Source organism: Rhizobium sp. N621, from assembly GCF_001664325.1.
Classification (GTDB): domain Bacteria; phylum Pseudomonadota; class Alphaproteobacteria; order Rhizobiales; family Rhizobiaceae; genus Rhizobium; species Rhizobium esperanzae.
Map to the genome: position 1 here is coordinate 2346171 of NZ_CP013495.1, position 15020 is coordinate 2361190.

The window sequence follows — 15020 nt, forward strand, 5'->3', positions numbered from 1 at the left end:
AAAGATGGACGTTCGCGCCGCCGTAGCCGTTCAGGCCGGAAAACCGCTTGAAGTGATGACCGTGCAGCTGGAAGGGCCGAAGGCCGGCGAAGTGCTGGTGGAGGTCAAGGCGACCGGCATCTGCCACACCGACGATTTCACCCTGTCGGGAGCCGATCCGGAAGGCCTGTTTCCGGCGATCCTCGGCCATGAGGGCGCCGGCATCGTCGTCGACGTCGGCCCGGGTGTGACCTCGGTCAAGAAGGGCGACCACGTCATTCCGCTTTATACGCCCGAATGCCGCGAATGCTATTCCTGCACGTCGCGCAAGACCAATCTCTGCACGGCGATCCGCTCGACCCAGGGCCAGGGCGTGATGCCGGACGGCACCTCGCGCTTCTCGATCGGCAAGGACAAGATCCATCACTATATGGGCTGCTCGACCTTTGCCAATTACACGGTGCTGCCGGAGATCGCGCTGGCCAAGATCAATCCCGACGCCCCCTTCGACAAGGTCTGCTACATCGGCTGCGGCGTCACCACGGGCATCGGCGCGGTGATCAACACCGCCAAGGTCGAGATCGGTTCGACGGCGATCGTCTTCGGGCTCGGCGGCATCGGCCTCAACGTGCTGCAGGGCCTGCGGCTTGCCGGCGCCGACATGATCATCGGCGTCGATATCAACCCGGATCGCAAGGCCTGGGGCGAGAAGTTCGGCATGACGCATTTCGTCAACCCGAAGGAGGTGGGCGACGACATCGTGCCCTATCTGGTCAACATGACCAAGCGTAATGGCGACCTGATCGGCGGCGCCGACTACACCTTCGACTGCACCGGCAACACCAAGGTGATGCGCCAGGCGCTGGAAGCATCGCACCGCGGCTGGGGCAAATCGGTCATCATCGATGTGGCCGGCGCCGGCCAGGAGATCTCCACCCGGCCGTTCCAGCTGGTGACCGGCCGCAACTGGATGGGCACCGCCTTCGGCGGCGCGCGCGGCCGCACCGACGTGCCGAAGATTGTCGACTGGTACATGCAGGGCAAGATCCAGATCGATCCGATGATCACCCACACGATGCCGCTCGAAGACATCAACAAGGGCTTCGAGCTGATGCACAAGGGCGAAAGCATCCGCGGCGTGGTGGTCTACTGATGGCGGTAGCCAACTACCAAGTCGATCTCAGGCATTTCGATGAGCTCCCCGCGCGGGAGCTCTACGATCTCCTTCGAATGCGCGTCGATGTCTTCGTCGTCGAGCAGAACTGTCCCTATCCGGAACTCGACGGCAAGGACATTGATGCCCTGCATCTCAGACTGTTGGAGGGCGGTGACCTCCTGGCGGCGGTGCGGATCCTGAAACCGCATGAGCCGCAGGACCCGTCAAAGATCGGCCGCGTCGTCGTCTCGCCTGCCCATCGCGGCAAACGTCTGGGCGATGCATTGATGCGCGAATCAATCGCCGCCTGTGAGCGGCTTTATCCGGCAAATCCGATCGCCTTGTCGTCGCAGGCCCATCTGCGCCGCTTCTACGAATCGTTCGGTTTTGTCGGGACGTCGCAGGAATATCTGGAAGACGGCATTCCCCATATCGATATGGTCAGACAGCCGGCCAGTCAGCCGGTATGAGGACACCGCCATGATCTATGTCGACGCCGATGCCTGCCCGGTGAAGCCGGAAGTTCTGAAGGTTGCCGAACGCCACGGCCTCGAGGTCACCTTCGTCGCCAATTCCGGCCTGCGCCAGTCCCGCGATCCGATGGTCCACAACGTCATCGTTTCCAACGGCTTCGATGCCGCCGACAACTGGATCGCCGAGCGCGCCGGCACGGGCGACGTCGTCGTTACTGCCGACGTGCCGCTCGCCGTGCGCTGCGTCGCGACTGGCGCCTTCGTCAGTGGTCCGACCGGACGTGTCTTCGACGAGACCAATATCGGCATGGCGAGCGCCATGCGCGATCTCGGTGCGCATTTGCGGGAAACCGGGGAAAGCAAAGGTTATAATGCCGCCTTCAGCCCGAAGGACCGCTCGCGTTTTCTCGAGACGTTCGATCGCCTCTGTCGCCGCGCCAAGAACCTTTCCGGTGAGGCCGGTGGCAGGTCATAGGGCCGGCAAGAAACGGGTGGCATGGCCGCCATGCCGATTCTTATCTTGAAGCCGGCCGCTTCCTCACGCATATAGGTTCCATCGCAGACGACTGCGGCATCCCAAGGATGCAATCGTCGCGGGGACGGCCTCGCTCTTGAATAAGGAGAGGCGTATGGCCTGGTTTCTGCTTTTTCTCGCTGGTCTTTTCGAATGTGGCTGGGCGATCGGCCTTAAATACACCGAGGGTTTCACGCGGCCGCTGCCGACGACGCTGACCGTCATTTCCATGGTGGTGAGCGTCGTGCTGCTCGGCTTGGCAGTGAAGCACCTGCCGATCGGCACCGCCTATGCGGTCTGGACCGGCATCGGCACGGTCGGCACCGTGCTCCTCGGTATCTGGCTGCTCGGCGATCAGGCAAGCGTCTCCCGCCTTGCCTGCATCATGCTGATCGTCGGCGGCATCGCCGGTCTCAAGCTGACAGCCTGAAATAAGCTTGAGGGGCGTCGTCGACGCCCCTCAGCAATCGCTCAAGCTGCCTTGCGGTTGTCGACGGAGAAAGCGCCGGCACCCGAGAAGAACAGGTAGAGGAAGACGAAGCAGAACAGAATTGCCGCGTCGCCCTGGTTGAGGGCCGGGAAGAAGCTTTTCGGCGCATGCGCCATGAAATAGGCGACCGCCATTTCGCCGGCCAGCAGGAAGGCCACGGGCCGCGTCAGCAGGCCAATGAGAATAAGGAGCCCGCCGACAAGCTCCAGAAGAGCCGCGAAAAGCATCAGCGGCGGCAGCGAGCCCGCCATCTGTTCAGCCGGGAAGGCGAAAAGCTTCATGGTGCCGTGCTCGATAAACAGCAGCGCGGTGATGATTCTGAGAGCGGCCAGCCCATAGGGGCGATAGGCGGAAAGACGCTCGAAAGTTGACATTAAACCTCTCCATTAAAGAAATTGCAGCCGAGCGTTAGCCCGTCCCCGGCCCTGATTGAACACACGGATCGCTGACGGCCGTTCACTTTTTCGACAGCAGGCAACACGCGGCCGAATGTCAGAGCGGGATGTTGTCGTGTTTCTTCCAGGGATTGGCGAGATCCTTGTTGCGCAACATCTTCAGTCCGCGCGCCAGCCGCCGCCGGGTCGAATGCGGCATGATCACCTCGTCGATATAACCGCGCTCTGCAGCGACGAAGGGAGAGAGGAACCTGTCCTCGTACATTTTCGTATGGGCGGCGATCTTCTCCGGATCGGCAATATCCTTGCGGAAGATGATCTCGACCGCGCCCTTGGCGCCCATCACCGCGATCTGCGCCGTCGGCCAGGCATAGTTCAGGTCGCCCCGCAGATGTTTTGACGCCATAACGTCATAGGCGCCACCAAAGGCTTTCCTGGTGATGACGGTGAGCTTCGGCACCGTCGCCTCGGCATAGGCGAAGAGCAGCTTGGCGCCATGCTTGATCAGGCCGCCATATTCCTGCGCCGTGCCCGGCAGAAATCCCGGCACGTCGACGAAGGTGACGATCGGAATGTTGAAGCAGTCGCAGAAGCGCACGAAGCGCGCCGCTTTGCGCGAGGCGTCGCTGTCGAGCACGCCGGCCAGCACCATCGGCTGGTTGGCGACGAAACCGACGGTGGAGCCTTCGACGCGGCCGAAGCCGCAGACGATGTTTTTGGCAAAGCTCTCCTGGATTTCGAAGAAATCCCCCTCGTCCGCCACCTTCCGGATGAGTTCCTTGATATCGTAGGGCTTGTTGGCGCTCGCCGGCACCAGGGTGTCGAGCGACGCATCGGTCTCGGTCACCGACTGGTAACATTCGATCTCCGGCAACGGGGAAGTGTTCGAAAGCGGCAGGAAATCGATCAGCCGGCGCACCTGCAACAGCGTATCGACATCATTCTCATAGGCGCCGTCGGCAATCGACGAGCGCACCGTATGCACCACGGCGCCGCCGAGCTCTTCAGCCGTCACTGTCTCGTTGGTCACAGTTTTCACCACGTCGGGGCCGGTGACGAACATGTAGGAGGTATCGCGCACCATGAAGATGAAATCGGTCATGGCAGGCGAATAGACGTCACCACCGGCACAGGGACCCATGATCACCGAGATCTGCGGGATGACGCCGGAGGCCAGCACGTTGCGCTGGAAGACTTCGGCGTAGCCACCGAGGGCCGCCACACCTTCCTGGATTCGGGCGCCGCCGGCATCGTAGATGCCGACGATCGGCGCGCGGTTCTTCAGCGCCATGTCCTGCACCTTCATGATCTTCTCCGCATGCGCTTCCGAAAGCGAGCCACCGAAGACGGTGAAGTCCTTGGCGAAGACGAAGACCGTGCGGCCGTTGACCGTGCCCCAGCCGGTGACGACGCCGTCGCCGGCGATACGGCTCTTATCCATGCCGAAATCGGTGGAGCGGTGCTCCACGAACATGTCGAACTCTTCGAAGGAGCCCTCGTCGAGAAAGAGGTCGATGCGCTCGCGCGCCGCTAGCTTGCCGCGCTTGTGCTGAGCATCGATGCGCTCCTTCCCGCCGCCGAGGCGGGCGATGCCGCGGCGGCGTTCCAGTTCTTCGAGAATTTCCTTCATGCGATCTCTCCTCGCCGCTCTCGCGGTCGATATGCGCTAGCGGCTGCGTCCGCTAAGTGAGAAAACCGAGCGAATCCGTGCAGCGACGTCCTCGGCCATGATGTCGTCGGCAAGTTTCGGATCGGCGGCGATACTGGTTACGTCGAAGGCGCTGACGGCAATCACCGAGCCATCCTCGACCGAAGCCGCGTCGACGCTGATTTTGGCGACGTTGCGGTCCTTTTGGAAACCGAGTCCCTTTTGAATCGAAACCACGCGGATTGTCAGCACCACCCGCGGCAGCACGGTGTCGCGCATCGTTGCATTGATCGCGGCATTGACGCGGTCGTTGATCCCGGCAAGCAGCTCGGCCGGGATGTTCGGGCCGGAGAGAACGACGGCGCTGCGCACATCATAGAGCGGCGCCTTCGGCTTGTTGGCCGAGAGGCTGCCGCAAGCCGTCAGCGCAATACAGACGAGCACGGTCCGGCAAAAACACGACCTCAGCCAATCCATCGCAAAATCCCGCACCACCCCGTTGGAGTCGCAGATTTCGCCATAATGTCTGAGAAGGCAATATGTTTCAGGCGCTTAGGGCGAAAAAAACATCCGCTGCCGCCTTGAACTCGGCAAAGCGCTTGGCTCTTCGCTCCTCGGCTTCTTCGTCGCGCCCCCAATGCTCGATCGTCCAGTCTTCGTCGAGATGAGCAAGCGACCACGCCTCCTCCACCGTCACCCGGCCCTCGGCCAAGGCAACCGCCAGGATCGCCGAGCCGGTCAGCGTCGTGACCGTATGGAGGGCGGCGAGCGCCATCGGACTCTGATGCCGCGCCAGCGTCACGGCAAAGGCCGCGGTCGCCTCACGCGGCTGTTCGTGATGCATCACCCCTTCGACGAGAATGAAACGGGCGCCGAGATCGCTGGCCGCCCAGTCGATGATCGGGTCCCAACGTTGCCTCTGGCGCTCGACCAGCAGCTCCGGCCCGTCGGCGCGGTAGCAGATGAGGTCGCTCGAGGAAAAGCGGAGAATATCTTCGAAGATCGCCTGCGTATTGGTTGCCACGCCGTCGAGCGCAGTGTTGACCAGCCGGGTCACCGGCATGGTGGTCGGATCGATTTCCTCGCCCTGCTCCCGCCATTCGGCGGCGACAAGCCGTGCGAGCGCCTCTGTGGGAACGGCAAGAACCTGCCGTGCCGGCGTGCGCACCGACTTGCCGTCGAGCGTGATCGCGAAACTGCCCCCGTCCTCGGCGACCGCCACGTCGGTGTAGAAACGCTTCGGCAGCGGCTTCTTCATCTGGATCTGGGCCCGGCGGATGGGATCGGGATGGCTCAGGCCCTCGGAAAGATCGTTCAGCAGATCGCGCATGGGCTCACCTCAGGAAAAATGGCGCAATATCTCGTTCGGATGGTAGGCGATCGCATCGGCGCCGTTGGCGATCAACTCATCCACACTGGCATAGCCCCAGGCAACACCGATCGCCTTGGCGCCGGCAGCCTTTGCCATCTGCATATCGTAAACCGCGTCGCCAATGACAATGGTATCGGCGGCATTCATCCCGGTTTCGTCGCAACATTCCGTCACCATGGCCGGATGCGGCTTGGAGGGGCAGTCGTCGGCGGTGCGCGCAACGACAAAATGCTTGTCGAAGCCGTGCGTCTCCATCACGAGGTTCAGCCCGCGCCGGGATTTGCCGGTCACCGCCCCGATCAGCAGATCCTCGCGGCCGCTGATCGCGTCGATCATCTCCCGAATGCCGGCAAACAGCGGCTCTCTGTGGTCGAGATCCTGACGTACGATCGTAAACAGCGATTTGTAATGCGCCGTCATGTCGATGTCTTCCTGCTCGACATGCGGCCTGCCCTGCATGCGCGCGATAGCGATATCCAGCGACAGGCCGATAATGGCCTTGGTGTCGCCAAATCGAGGCTCCGCCTTGCCGAACTTCTCGAAAGTGCGGCGCATGGTTTCGTGGATGAGCCCGGCACTGTCGACCAACGTGCCGTCGCAATCAAAGAGCGCAAGTTTCATGCTTCATCGTCCAGGATAGGGGCCGAATTTTCATCAAAGCCGAGCAGGTTCCAGCTCTGCACCATATGCGGCGGCAAAGGCGCGGTGACGCGCAACCGGCCGCCCGAGGGATGCGGAATGTCGATATGGCGGGCGTGTAGATGCAGCCGCTTCTGGATACCGCCGGGAAAATCCCAGTTCGGATCGTCGTCGAAATATTTGGGATCGCCGATGATCGGATGGCCGATGTGCAAGGCATGGACACGAAGCTGGTGGGTGCGCCCCGTATAGGGCTCCATCTCCAGCCAGGCGAGACGTTGCGCCGCCGTCTCGACGATGCGGTAGTAGGACACGGCATGATCGGCGCCCTCTTCGCCATGCTTGGCGATGCGCATGCGGTCGCCATCGGCGGTCGGCTCCTTGACGAGCCAGGTCGAAATCTTGTCCTCACGCTTGCGCGGCACGCCCTTGACCAGTGACCAGTAGGTTTTCTTGGTATCGCGCTCGCGAAAGGCCGCCGTCAGTTTCTGGGCGGCGCCGCGGGTGCGGGCGATGACGAGAACGCCTGACGTGTCGCGATCGAGGCGGTGGACGAGCCGCGGCTTCTCACCCTTGGGGCTGATCCAGGCTTCGAGCATCTGGTCGATATGCCTGGCGACGCCCGAGCCGCCCTGCACCGCAAGCCCGGGCGGCTTGTTGAGAACGATCACCTTTTCGTCCTCATGCAGCACCATGCGCGACAGGAGTTCGAAATCGCTGGAATGCTTGAGATCCTTGCCGGCGATCGGACCGGATTTCAGCTTTGCATCGACATCGAGCGGCGGCACGCGCACCATCTGGCCGGCCTGCACGCGCGCATCCGATTTGACACGGCCGCCGTCGACACGCACTTGGCCGGAGCGCAGAAGCTTCTGCAGCGGACCGAAGCCGAGCCCGGGAAAATGCACCTTGAACCAGCGATCGAGCCGCATGCCCGCCTCATCGAGTTCAACCTTGATATGTTCTATGCCAGCCATGAATAGTCTTTCGGAAATTGCAGCGCGGGCCAAGCCGGCGTTCTTGCCGCAGCCTTAGAGCATTTTCATGCAAAACGGAAACCGGAATCAGACCAAAGCGCGCATGATGGCGAGGCCCGTGAACACTGCCGCCATCGAAAGGCCGACGCTGGCTGCTATGTAGATGCCGCCGGCGACCGCCTCGCCGCGTTCGAAGAGCGAGATGGCGTCGAGTGAGAAAGCCGAGAAGGTGGTGAAGCCGCCGAGAAAACCGGTGATCAGCAGCAGGCGCAGTTCCATCGATGCGTTGAACTTCCGCGCGACCAGTTCGGCAAAGACACCGATGACGAAACAGCCGACGACATTGACGGCGAGAGTCCCCCAGGGAAAGGCCGGCCCCATGAGCCTCAGCGCCCATTGGCCGACAAAATATCTGAGGACGGAACCGATGGCGCCGCCGACGGCGACGAGGAGAGCCTGGATCATGGGCGGGATATCCGAGTTTGAGAGCGCATCCGAACGTGACGGACTGAAATTCTTTTAATTCAGTAAAATGCCAGCGACTTTCTTATGCCGGCGCCAAGATCCTGTCGATACTGTGCCGGCATGACCCAGCTCCTGTCCATTTCGGCAAGCACCGCCGCCATTGCCCTGGAAACGCTGAGAATACCGCAGCGCGTCGCCACGAGCACCGCCGCCCGCGACTCCCGCCGTCTCGCCGACCGGCAGTTGAAGGCCGAAGGCACCGAAGGAATCGACGATCCCTCCAGCATCATCCAGTCGACCGAAGTGGCGCTCGATCTGATGGAGAAGGGCAATCGCCAGCCGCAGGCCGGCCTCAAGCAGGCGCTGCAGTCCTACGAAGACGTCTGAGAAAACCGCCTTTCCAGCGAAAAGCCCGCGCCGCGGGCTTTTCTGTCTTAACCGGCCTGTACTCACTTGCCTTGCGCCGAAAGTACCTGCAACACCAAGTCAATCTTGCCGGCTTTCTCGAAGCTCAGCGTCACCGGCACCGTATCGCCCTGCTTGAACGGGGTCTTCACCTTCTGGAACATCAGATGCAGGTTGCCTGGCTCGAGCTTTAGGGTCTCGCCCGCGGCAATGGCGACGCCATCCTTCAGCTGGCGCATCCGCATGACATTGTCCTTCGTCGCCATCTCGTGAATCTGAACCTCGCCGGCCACCGGGGAAGACACCGATACCAGGCGATCATCCGTCTTGCCGTTGTTCTTCACCGTGAAAAAGCCGCCGCCGACCGGCTGGCCGGGCAGCATCGCCTTGGCGAAGGCGCCGGAGATTTCAAGGTCGCCGGCCTTGACCGTTTCTCCGGCCTGCGCCCCAGCCGCCATGGCGGACATGTCCATGCCGGCTTTGCCGGTCGTGTCCATGCCGGCTTTGCCGGTCGTGTCCATGCCGGGCATGCTCATCCCAGCCATGTCGTCATGGTCGTGGCCATGATCTTCGCCGGCAACCACTTTCAGCAGCGGCGCCGGACTTTTCAGCTCATGCGCATCGCCGCCGGCCGTTGCTACCTGATCCCAGGCCGTGACCGCATCGCCGCACAGCTGCGTCACCGGAAAGGCGAGCGAGCTGCCGGCTTCGACGCCCGAAACCTTCCCCTGGATGACGAAGGTATCGTAGAAATCATCGGAAAGATTGCCGTCCTTCCAGCGGATCTCGATGGCGCCTGCCTTCACCTTGTCGCCATGATTGTCGTAGGTCTTCTGGTAGTCGCCCTTGATCACTTCGAGCTCCCAGCCAGCCTTTGGCTGCGGTTTGGCGAAGACGAAACCTTCCGGCAGTTTCACCCGCACTTCCGTGGTCGCCTTGCCATCGCAGCCATGCGGCACCTGCAGCGTGGCGAGAATCGTGGTGTCCAGCGGCACCTCGCGGTCGAGGAAGCTGACATGCGCCTGGGCGCCGGCGAAGGCGGTTGCGGAAAGAAGCGCGGCAAGCGCGAAAGTCTTGATTGTTTTCATCGGATATCTCCTCGCCGGCCGCGATCTTCTTTTGGGCGAACCGGCATTCTGCGTCTTAGGTTGCGGAGGCAGATCAGATGAGGGAAGGAGGCGCACGCGAATTTGCCCGGCTGATGGCGCTGACGCCGGCAACGGCTGCGGCCTCGATCGGGGCATTGACGAGTGAGGCGAGCTTGCGCTCGAGCCACGAACACGCATCCGGTGTCGGCAGAATCACCGAGGCAGACAGCCGGCAGGCTTCGCAATTCGGCTTGAAACCGACAGTCTTGCCTTCGGCCTCCTTCACGGTGACGCAGAGCGAGGCAAAGGTGCCATCCGGCAGCATGTAGGCCGCGGCATCATAACCATCGGAAGCGATAGCCTGCGGCGCTTGATGGGCGAATCCGAGCAAAAGCAGGCCCAAGGCGCAAAGCATGCGCAGGAAGAGCGTCGCTTTCAGTCCTGTCCGCCGCATGAGATCCCCTTCAACAGCATGTCGCGATAGCCGTTTTCCCAGCCGAATGCAAAAGCAGATTTGCCGCAGATCGCGCCCTCCCCTGACTATGGCGACAAAAATTTGTCAGGTCACGACATTTGGCCTTGCCAAGCGCTGCGCCCGCCGGATAATTGCGGCCAACCCTGTTGGGAGAATCCGGTGCTTGTGCCACCGGTGCCGAAGGAGCAACCGCCCCGGAAACTCTCAGGCCAAAGGACCAGCAAGGGGGCAGACGGAACTCTGGAGAGAAGCGTTCTCGAAACGCTCGCCGAAGGGATAACAATCTCAGGCAAAGGGACAGAGGGGGCTCAGGAGAGAAGCGCGCAGCCGCGCCTTCAGATTTGAGCCCGCGCCTTAGCAAAAGGCGCAAACCCCGGAGGCGTCGTTTGGACGATACTGCTGCCCTGAAGAAAACCCCGCTGCATGCCCTGCATCTTTCGCTCGGCGCCCGCATGGTGCCGTTTGCGGGTTACGACATGCCGGTGCAATATCCGGCGGGCGTCATGAAAGAACATCTTCATACCCGCGCCGAGGCTGGCCTCTTCGACGTCTCCCACATGGGCCAGGTCATCGTGAAGGCGAAGTCGGGCAGCTACGAGGATGCGGCGCTGGCGCTCGAAAGCCTGGTGCCTGTCGATATTCTCGGGCTCCCGCAGGGCCGCCAGCGCTACGGCTTCTTCACCGACGATACCGGCGGCATTCTCGACGATCTGATGATCACCCATCTCGATGACCACCTTTTCGTCGTCGTCAACGCGTCCTGCAAGGAGGCCGATCTCGCCCATCTGCAGGCCCATATCGCCGACCAGTGCGACATCACCCTTTTGAACCGCGCGCTGATCGCGCTGCAGGGACCGCGTGCGGTCGAGGTTCTCGCCGAACTCTGGGCCGACGTCGCGGCGATGAAATTCATGGATGTGCGCCACTGCCGCCTGCATGACATTTCCTGCCTTGTCTCGCGCTCCGGCTATAGCGGCGAGGACGGCTTCGAAATCTCGGTCCCGGCTGACAAGGCCGAAGATGTCGCCATGAGGTTGCTCGAACATCCGGACGTCCAGGCGATCGGCCTCGGCGCCCGTGACTCCCTGCGACTGGAAGCCGGCCTCTGCCTTTATGGCAACGACATCGACACCACCACCTCGCCGGTCGAGGCAGCGCTCGAATGGGCGATGCAGAAGGCGCGGCGGGCCGGCGGCGCACGCGCCGGCGGCTTTCCGGGCTCCGGCCGCATCCTCTCCGAACTCGAAAACGGCGCCGCCCGCCGGCGGGTCGGCCTGAAGCCGGAGGGCAAGGCGCCGGTGCGCGGCCATGCCAAGCTTTACGCCGATGCCGAGGGCAAGACCGAAATCGGCGAAGTCACCTCGGGCGGCTTCGGCCCCAGCGTCGAAGGTCCCGTCGCCATGGGCTATCTGCCGGTCTCGCATGCGGCGGCAGGCACCCAGGTCTATGCCGAAGTGCGCGGCAAGTTCCTGCCCGTCGTTGTCTCCGCCCTGCCCTTCGTGACGCCGACCTACAAACGCTGAAACCCTGTTTTCCGAAAGGATTTTTCCATGCTGAAATTTACCGCTGAACATGAATGGCTCGAACTCGACGGCGATGTCGCAACCGTCGGCATCACCACCTACGCCGTCGAACAGCTCGGCGATCTCGTCTTCGTCGAACTGCCCGAAGTCGGCAAGAGCTTTGCGAAGAACGACGATGCGGCAACCGTCGAATCCGTCAAGGCAGCCTCAGAGGTCTATTGTCCGCTCGAGGGCGAGATCACCGCGGTCAACGAAGCGATCGTTGCCGATCCCTCGCTCATCAACTCCGATCCTCAAGGCGCCGGCTGGTTCTTCAAGCTCAAACTCAAGAACCCCGCCGATGCCGACGGCCTGCTCGACGAGGCCGCCTACAAGGAGCTCACCGCGTAATGACGACGCCGACCGAATTCCAGTTCACCGACTATCAGCCCTACGATTTCGCCAATCGCCGTCACATCGGCCCCTCGCCGGCCGAAATGACCGACATGCTGAAGGTGATCGGCTATAGCAGCCTCGACGGCTTGATCGACGCGACGCTGCCGTCCGCCATCCGTCAGAAGGCGCCGCTCGTCTGGGGCGCGCCGATGACCGAGCGTGAGGCGCTCGACAAGCTGCGCGAGACGGCCAACAAGAACAAGGTGCTGGTTTCGCTGATCGGCCAGGGTTACTACGGCACGATCACGCCGCCTGTCATTCAGCGCAACATCCTGGAAAATCCTGCTTGGTATACGGCCTATACGCCTTACCAGCCGGAGATCAGCCAGGGTCGCCTGGAAGCGCTCCTGAACTACCAGACGATGATTTGTGACCTCACCGGCCTCGACGTCGCCAATGCCTCGCTGCTCGACGAGGCTACTGCCGCCGCCGAAGGCATGGCGATGGCCGAGCGCGTCTCCAAGTCGAAGGCGAAGGCCTTCTTCGTCGATGCCGACTGCCATCCGCAGACCATTGCCCTCATTCGCACCCGCGCCGAGCCGCTGGGCTGGAGCGTCATCGTCGGCAATCCCTTCACCGATCTCGATCCGGTCGATGTCTTCGGCGCGATCTTCCAGTATCCCGGCACGCACGGTCACGTGCATGACTTCACCGGCCTGATCTCCCGCCTGCACCAGACCGGCGCAATCGCCGTGGTCGCAGCCGACATTCTGGCGCTGACGCTCTTGAAATCGCCCGGCGAAATGGGCGCCGATATCGCCATCGGCTCCTCGCAGCGCTTCGGCGTTCCCGTCGGCTACGGCGGTCCGCATGCCGCCTACATGGCGGTCAAGGACGCCATTAAGCGTTCCATGCCCGGCCGCCTCGTGGGTGTGTCCGTCGATGCCCGCGGCAACCGCGCCTACCGCTTGTCGCTGCAGACCCGCGAACAGCATATCCGCCGCGAAAAGGCGACATCGAACATCTGCACCGCCCAGGTGCTGCTCGCCGTCATGGCCTCGATGTACGCCGTCTTCCACGGCCCGAAGGGCATCAAGGCGATCGCCCAGCAGGTGCACCAGAAGGCCGTGCTGATGGCCAAGGGCCTGGAAAAGCTCGGCTACAGGATCGAACCGGAAAGCTTCTTCGATACGATCACCGTCGATGTCGGCCACATGCAGGGCCTCATCCTGCGCGCCGCCGTCGCCGAAGGCGTCAATCTGCGCAAGGTCGGCGACACCCAGATCGGCATGAGCCTTGATGAGCGCACGCGCCCCGCGACACTCGAAGCCGTCTGGCGCGCCTTCGGCGGCAATTTCAAGATCGCCGATTTCGAGCCGTCCTACCGCCTGCCGAAGGGCCTGCTCAGGACCAGCGAGTATCTCACTCATCCGATCTTCCACATGAACCGGGCCGAAAGCGAAATGACGCGCTACATCCGCCGGCTGTCCGATCGCGACCTCGCGCTCGACCGTGCGATGATCCCGCTCGGCTCCTGCACGATGAAGCTCAATGCCACGGCGGAAATGCTGCCGATCACCTGGCCGGAATTTTCCGATATCCATCCCTTCGTGCCGGCAGACCAGGCGCTCGGCTACCGCGAGGTGCTTGATGATCTCACCGAAAAACTCTGCGCCGTCACCGGCTACGACGCCTTCTCGATGCAGCCTAATTCCGGCGCGCAAGGCGAATATGCCGGCCTGCTGACGATCCGCAACTACCACATCGCCAATGGCGAAGGCCATCGCGACGTCTGCCTGATCCCGACTTCGGCGCACGGCACCAACCCTGCCTCGGCGCAGATGGCCGGCATGAAGGTTGTCGTCGTCAAGGTGCGCGAAAACGGCGACATCGACATGGAGGATTTCCGCGCCAAAGCCGAGGAGCACGCGGCCAATCTCTCCTGCTGCATGATCACCTATCCCTCGACGCACGGCGTGTTCGAAGAGACGGTCAAGCAAATCTGCGAACTGGTGCATCAGCACGGCGGCCAGGTCTATCTCGACGGCGCCAACATGAACGCCATGGTCGGCCTGTCCCGCCCCGGTGACATCGGCTCCGACGTTTCCCACCTCAACCTGCACAAGACCTTCTGCATCCCGCATGGCGGCGGCGGCCCCGGCATGGGCCCGATCGGCGTCAAGGCGCATCTGGCGCCGCACCTGCCGGGCCACCCGGAGACCGACGGCCGGCCGGGTGCCGTTTCGGCGGCAGCCTTCGGCTCGGCGTCGATCCTGCCGATCTCCTGGAGCTACTGTCTGATGATGGGTGGCGAAGGTCTGACCCAGGCGACCAAGGTGGCGATCCTCAACGCCAACTATATCGCCGCCCGGCTGAAGGGCGCTTACGACGTGCTCTACAAGTCGAAAACCGGCCGCGTCGCGCATGAATGCATTATCGACACTCGCCCGCTGGTCGACAGCGCGGGCGTGACCGTCGACGATGTCGCCAAGCGTCTGATCGACTGCGGCTTCCACGCGCCGACCATGAGCTGGCCTGTATCAGGCACGCTGATGATTGAGCCGACGGAAAGCGAGACCAAGGCCGAGCTCGACCGCTTCTGCGAGGCGATGCTGGCGATCCGCGAGGAAGCCCGTGCCATCGAGGACGGCCGCATGGACAAGGCCAACAACCCGCTGAAGAACGCCCCGCACACGGTGGAAGACCTTGTCGGCGAATGGGATCGGCCTTACAGCCGGGAACAGGCCTGCTTCCCGCCCGGCGCTTTCCGCGTCGACAAATACTGGTCCCCGGTCAACCGCGTCGACAATGTCTACGGTGACCGCAACCTGATCTGCACCTGCCCGCCGGTGGAAAGCTACGCGGAGGCTGCGGAATAACAGCAATTGTACAGGCCCTCCCGCGCCGTTCGGGAGGGCTGACACGCCGCCTTGCGCAGGTTGTAACCGGCGCAATGAACCAATGTACCTTTCGCGGCATTGGATTCAAATTTAACCTTTCTTAGCAAGTCTCTGTTAGCAATTCAAAATGGGCAGTTTTCCTTACC

The 15020-nt window shown here is 62.4% G+C and carries 17 protein-coding genes and 2 riboswitches; of the genes, 8 read left to right on the forward strand and 9 right to left on the reverse strand.

Going from position 1 to position 15020, the window contains the following annotated elements:
* Positions 1 to 4: 4 nt before the first annotated feature.
* From AMK00_RS11410 to sugE, 4 genes are all read left to right on the forward strand, one after another.
* Positions 5 to 1132 (forward strand): S-(hydroxymethyl)glutathione dehydrogenase/class III alcohol dehydrogenase, encoded by a 1128-nt coding sequence (locus AMK00_RS11410; protein ID WP_064810444.1) that lies wholly within the window; start codon positions 5 to 7, stop codon positions 1130 to 1132.
* Positions 1132 to 1605: a GNAT family N-acetyltransferase gene (locus tag AMK00_RS11415; RefSeq protein WP_064810445.1), complete on the forward strand. Its 474-nt coding sequence runs from the start codon at positions 1132 to 1134 to the stop codon at positions 1603 to 1605. The genes AMK00_RS11410 and AMK00_RS11415 overlap by 1 nt, the downstream gene beginning before the upstream one ends.
* Before the next feature lie 10 nt (positions 1606 to 1615).
* Entirely contained in the window at positions 1616 to 2083 is a 468-nt protein-coding gene (locus AMK00_RS11420; protein ID WP_064810446.1) for a YaiI/YqxD family protein, read from the forward strand.
* Positions 2084 to 2237: 154 nt separating this feature from the next.
* Positions 2238 to 2552: a quaternary ammonium compound efflux SMR transporter SugE gene (gene sugE / locus AMK00_RS11425; RefSeq protein ID WP_064802781.1), complete on the forward strand. Its 315-nt coding sequence runs from the start codon at positions 2238 to 2240 to the stop codon at positions 2550 to 2552.
* Between the two features lie 41 nt (positions 2553 to 2593).
* Here the strand turns inward: sugE and AMK00_RS11430 are convergent, their stop codons facing one another.
* The 7 genes from AMK00_RS11430 to crcB all read right to left on the reverse strand — a co-directional run bounded on the left by AMK00_RS11430 (position 2594) and on the right by crcB (position 8108).
* Positions 2594 to 2986 carry a DoxX family protein gene (locus tag AMK00_RS11430; RefSeq protein ID WP_064802783.1) on the reverse strand — a complete coding sequence of 131 codons (393 nt, stop codon included), beginning with the start codon at positions 2984 to 2986 and terminating at the stop codon, positions 2594 to 2596.
* Positions 2987 to 3104: 118 nt separating this feature from the next.
* On the reverse strand, positions 3105 to 4637 hold the full coding sequence (locus AMK00_RS11435) for an acyl-CoA carboxylase subunit beta (protein WP_064810447.1): 1533 nt from the start codon (positions 4635 to 4637) through the stop codon (positions 3105 to 3107).
* Positions 4638 to 4673: 36 nt separating this feature from the next.
* A complete protein-coding gene (locus tag AMK00_RS11440) occupies positions 4674 to 5132 on the reverse strand; it encodes a hypothetical protein (RefSeq protein WP_064802787.1) in 459 nt (152 codons plus the stop codon).
* 67 nt (positions 5133 to 5199) lie between these two features.
* On the reverse strand, positions 5200 to 5985 hold the full coding sequence (locus tag AMK00_RS11445) for an ATP12 family chaperone protein (RefSeq protein WP_064802789.1): 786 nt from the start codon (positions 5983 to 5985) through the stop codon (positions 5200 to 5202).
* A 9-nt stretch (positions 5986 to 5994) separates the two neighbouring features.
* Positions 5995 to 6648, reverse strand: coding sequence for an HAD-IA family hydrolase (locus tag AMK00_RS11450; RefSeq protein WP_064810448.1), 654 nt, complete (start codon positions 6646 to 6648; stop codon positions 5995 to 5997).
* Positions 6645 to 7643 (reverse strand): RluA family pseudouridine synthase, encoded by a 999-nt coding sequence (locus AMK00_RS11455; RefSeq protein ID WP_064802793.1) that lies wholly within the window; start codon positions 7641 to 7643, stop codon positions 6645 to 6647. The genes AMK00_RS11450 and AMK00_RS11455 overlap by 4 nt, the downstream gene beginning before the upstream one ends.
* Positions 7644 to 7730: 87 nt before the next feature.
* The gene (gene crcB / locus AMK00_RS11460) at positions 7731 to 8108 is read right to left on the reverse strand and encodes a fluoride efflux transporter CrcB (protein WP_064802795.1); all 378 of its coding nucleotides are present in this window, start codon (positions 8106 to 8108) and stop codon (positions 7731 to 7733) included.
* 120 nt (positions 8109 to 8228) lie between these two features.
* Here crcB and AMK00_RS11465 point away from each other — a divergent pair, with 120 nt between their 5' ends.
* Complete coding sequence (locus tag AMK00_RS11465) at positions 8229 to 8495, forward strand: hypothetical protein (RefSeq protein WP_064802797.1); 267 nt, start codon at positions 8229 to 8231, stop codon at positions 8493 to 8495.
* Between the two features lie 62 nt (positions 8496 to 8557).
* Here the strand turns inward: AMK00_RS11465 and AMK00_RS11470 are convergent, their stop codons facing one another.
* Together AMK00_RS11470 and AMK00_RS11475 are read right to left on the reverse strand one after the other, a co-directional pair.
* Positions 8558 to 9601, reverse strand: a complete 1044-nt coding sequence (locus AMK00_RS11470; RefSeq protein ID WP_064810449.1) for a copper chaperone PCu(A)C — start codon at positions 9599 to 9601, stop codon at positions 8558 to 8560.
* Positions 9602 to 9674: 73 nt separating this feature from the next.
* On the reverse strand, positions 9675 to 10055 hold the full coding sequence (locus tag AMK00_RS11475) for a hypothetical protein (protein WP_064810450.1): 381 nt from the start codon (positions 10053 to 10055) through the stop codon (positions 9675 to 9677).
* A gap of 158 nt (positions 10056 to 10213) precedes the next feature.
* Positions 10214 to 10306: riboswitch (glycine riboswitch) on the forward strand.
* A riboswitch (glycine riboswitch) is annotated at positions 10307 to 10387 on the forward strand.
* A gap of 75 nt (positions 10388 to 10462) precedes the next feature.
* Between AMK00_RS11475 and gcvT the strand changes: the two genes are divergently transcribed.
* The 3 genes from gcvT to gcvP are packed head-to-tail and all read left to right on the forward strand — an operon-like array spanning position 10463 to position 14853.
* The gene (gene gcvT, locus AMK00_RS11480) at positions 10463 to 11599 is read left to right on the forward strand and encodes a glycine cleavage system aminomethyltransferase GcvT (RefSeq protein WP_064810451.1); all 1137 of its coding nucleotides are present in this window, start codon (positions 10463 to 10465) and stop codon (positions 11597 to 11599) included.
* Between the two features lie 27 nt (positions 11600 to 11626).
* Positions 11627 to 11989, forward strand: coding sequence for a glycine cleavage system protein GcvH (gene gcvH, locus AMK00_RS11485; RefSeq protein ID WP_064810452.1), 363 nt, complete (start codon positions 11627 to 11629; stop codon positions 11987 to 11989).
* Positions 11989 to 14853: an aminomethyl-transferring glycine dehydrogenase gene (gene gcvP / locus AMK00_RS11490; RefSeq protein WP_064810453.1), complete on the forward strand. Its 2865-nt coding sequence runs from the start codon at positions 11989 to 11991 to the stop codon at positions 14851 to 14853. Before gcvH ends, gcvP begins: the two co-directional genes overlap by 1 nt.
* Positions 14854 to 15020: the final 167 nt, after the last annotated feature.

Excerpts from the sequence above, each read along its gene's own strand:
- AMK00_RS11445 (WP_064802789.1), bottom strand. The coding sequence starts at position 5,985 with ATGCGCGATCTGCTGAACGATCTTTCCGAGGGCCTGAGCCATCCCGAT.
- AMK00_RS11465 (WP_064802797.1), top strand. The coding sequence starts at position 8,229 with ATGACCCAGCTCCTGTCCATTTCGGCAAGCACCGCCGCCATTGCCCTG.
- sugE (WP_064802781.1), top strand. The coding sequence starts at position 2,238 with ATGGCCTGGTTTCTGCTTTTTCTCGCTGGTCTTTTCGAATGTGGCTGG.
- AMK00_RS11470 (WP_064810449.1), bottom strand. The coding sequence starts at position 9,601 with ATGAAAACAATCAAGACTTTCGCGCTTGCCGCGCTTCTTTCCGCAACC.
- gcvH (WP_064810452.1), top strand. The coding sequence starts at position 11,627 with ATGCTGAAATTTACCGCTGAACATGAATGGCTCGAACTCGACGGCGAT.
- AMK00_RS11440 (WP_064802787.1), bottom strand. The coding sequence starts at position 5,132 with ATGGATTGGCTGAGGTCGTGTTTTTGCCGGACCGTGCTCGTCTGTATT.
- AMK00_RS11435 (WP_064810447.1), bottom strand. The coding sequence starts at position 4,637 with ATGAAGGAAATTCTCGAAGAACTGGAACGCCGCCGCGGCATCGCCCGC.
- crcB (WP_064802795.1), bottom strand. The coding sequence starts at position 8,108 with ATGATCCAGGCTCTCCTCGTCGCCGTCGGCGGCGCCATCGGTTCCGTC.
- AMK00_RS11410 (WP_064810444.1), top strand. The coding sequence starts at position 5 with ATGGACGTTCGCGCCGCCGTAGCCGTTCAGGCCGGAAAACCGCTTGAA.
- AMK00_RS11475 (WP_064810450.1), bottom strand. The coding sequence starts at position 10,055 with ATGCGGCGGACAGGACTGAAAGCGACGCTCTTCCTGCGCATGCTTTGC.
- AMK00_RS11420 (WP_064810446.1), top strand. The coding sequence starts at position 1,616 with ATGATCTATGTCGACGCCGATGCCTGCCCGGTGAAGCCGGAAGTTCTG.
- AMK00_RS11455 (WP_064802793.1), bottom strand. The coding sequence starts at position 7,643 with ATGGCTGGCATAGAACATATCAAGGTTGAACTCGATGAGGCGGGCATG.
- AMK00_RS11450 (WP_064810448.1), bottom strand. The coding sequence starts at position 6,648 with ATGAAACTTGCGCTCTTTGATTGCGACGGCACGTTGGTCGACAGTGCC.
- AMK00_RS11415 (WP_064810445.1), top strand. The coding sequence starts at position 1,132 with ATGGCGGTAGCCAACTACCAAGTCGATCTCAGGCATTTCGATGAGCTC.
- gcvP (WP_064810453.1), top strand. The coding sequence starts at position 11,989 with ATGACGACGCCGACCGAATTCCAGTTCACCGACTATCAGCCCTACGAT.
- AMK00_RS11430 (WP_064802783.1), bottom strand. The coding sequence starts at position 2,986 with ATGTCAACTTTCGAGCGTCTTTCCGCCTATCGCCCCTATGGGCTGGCC.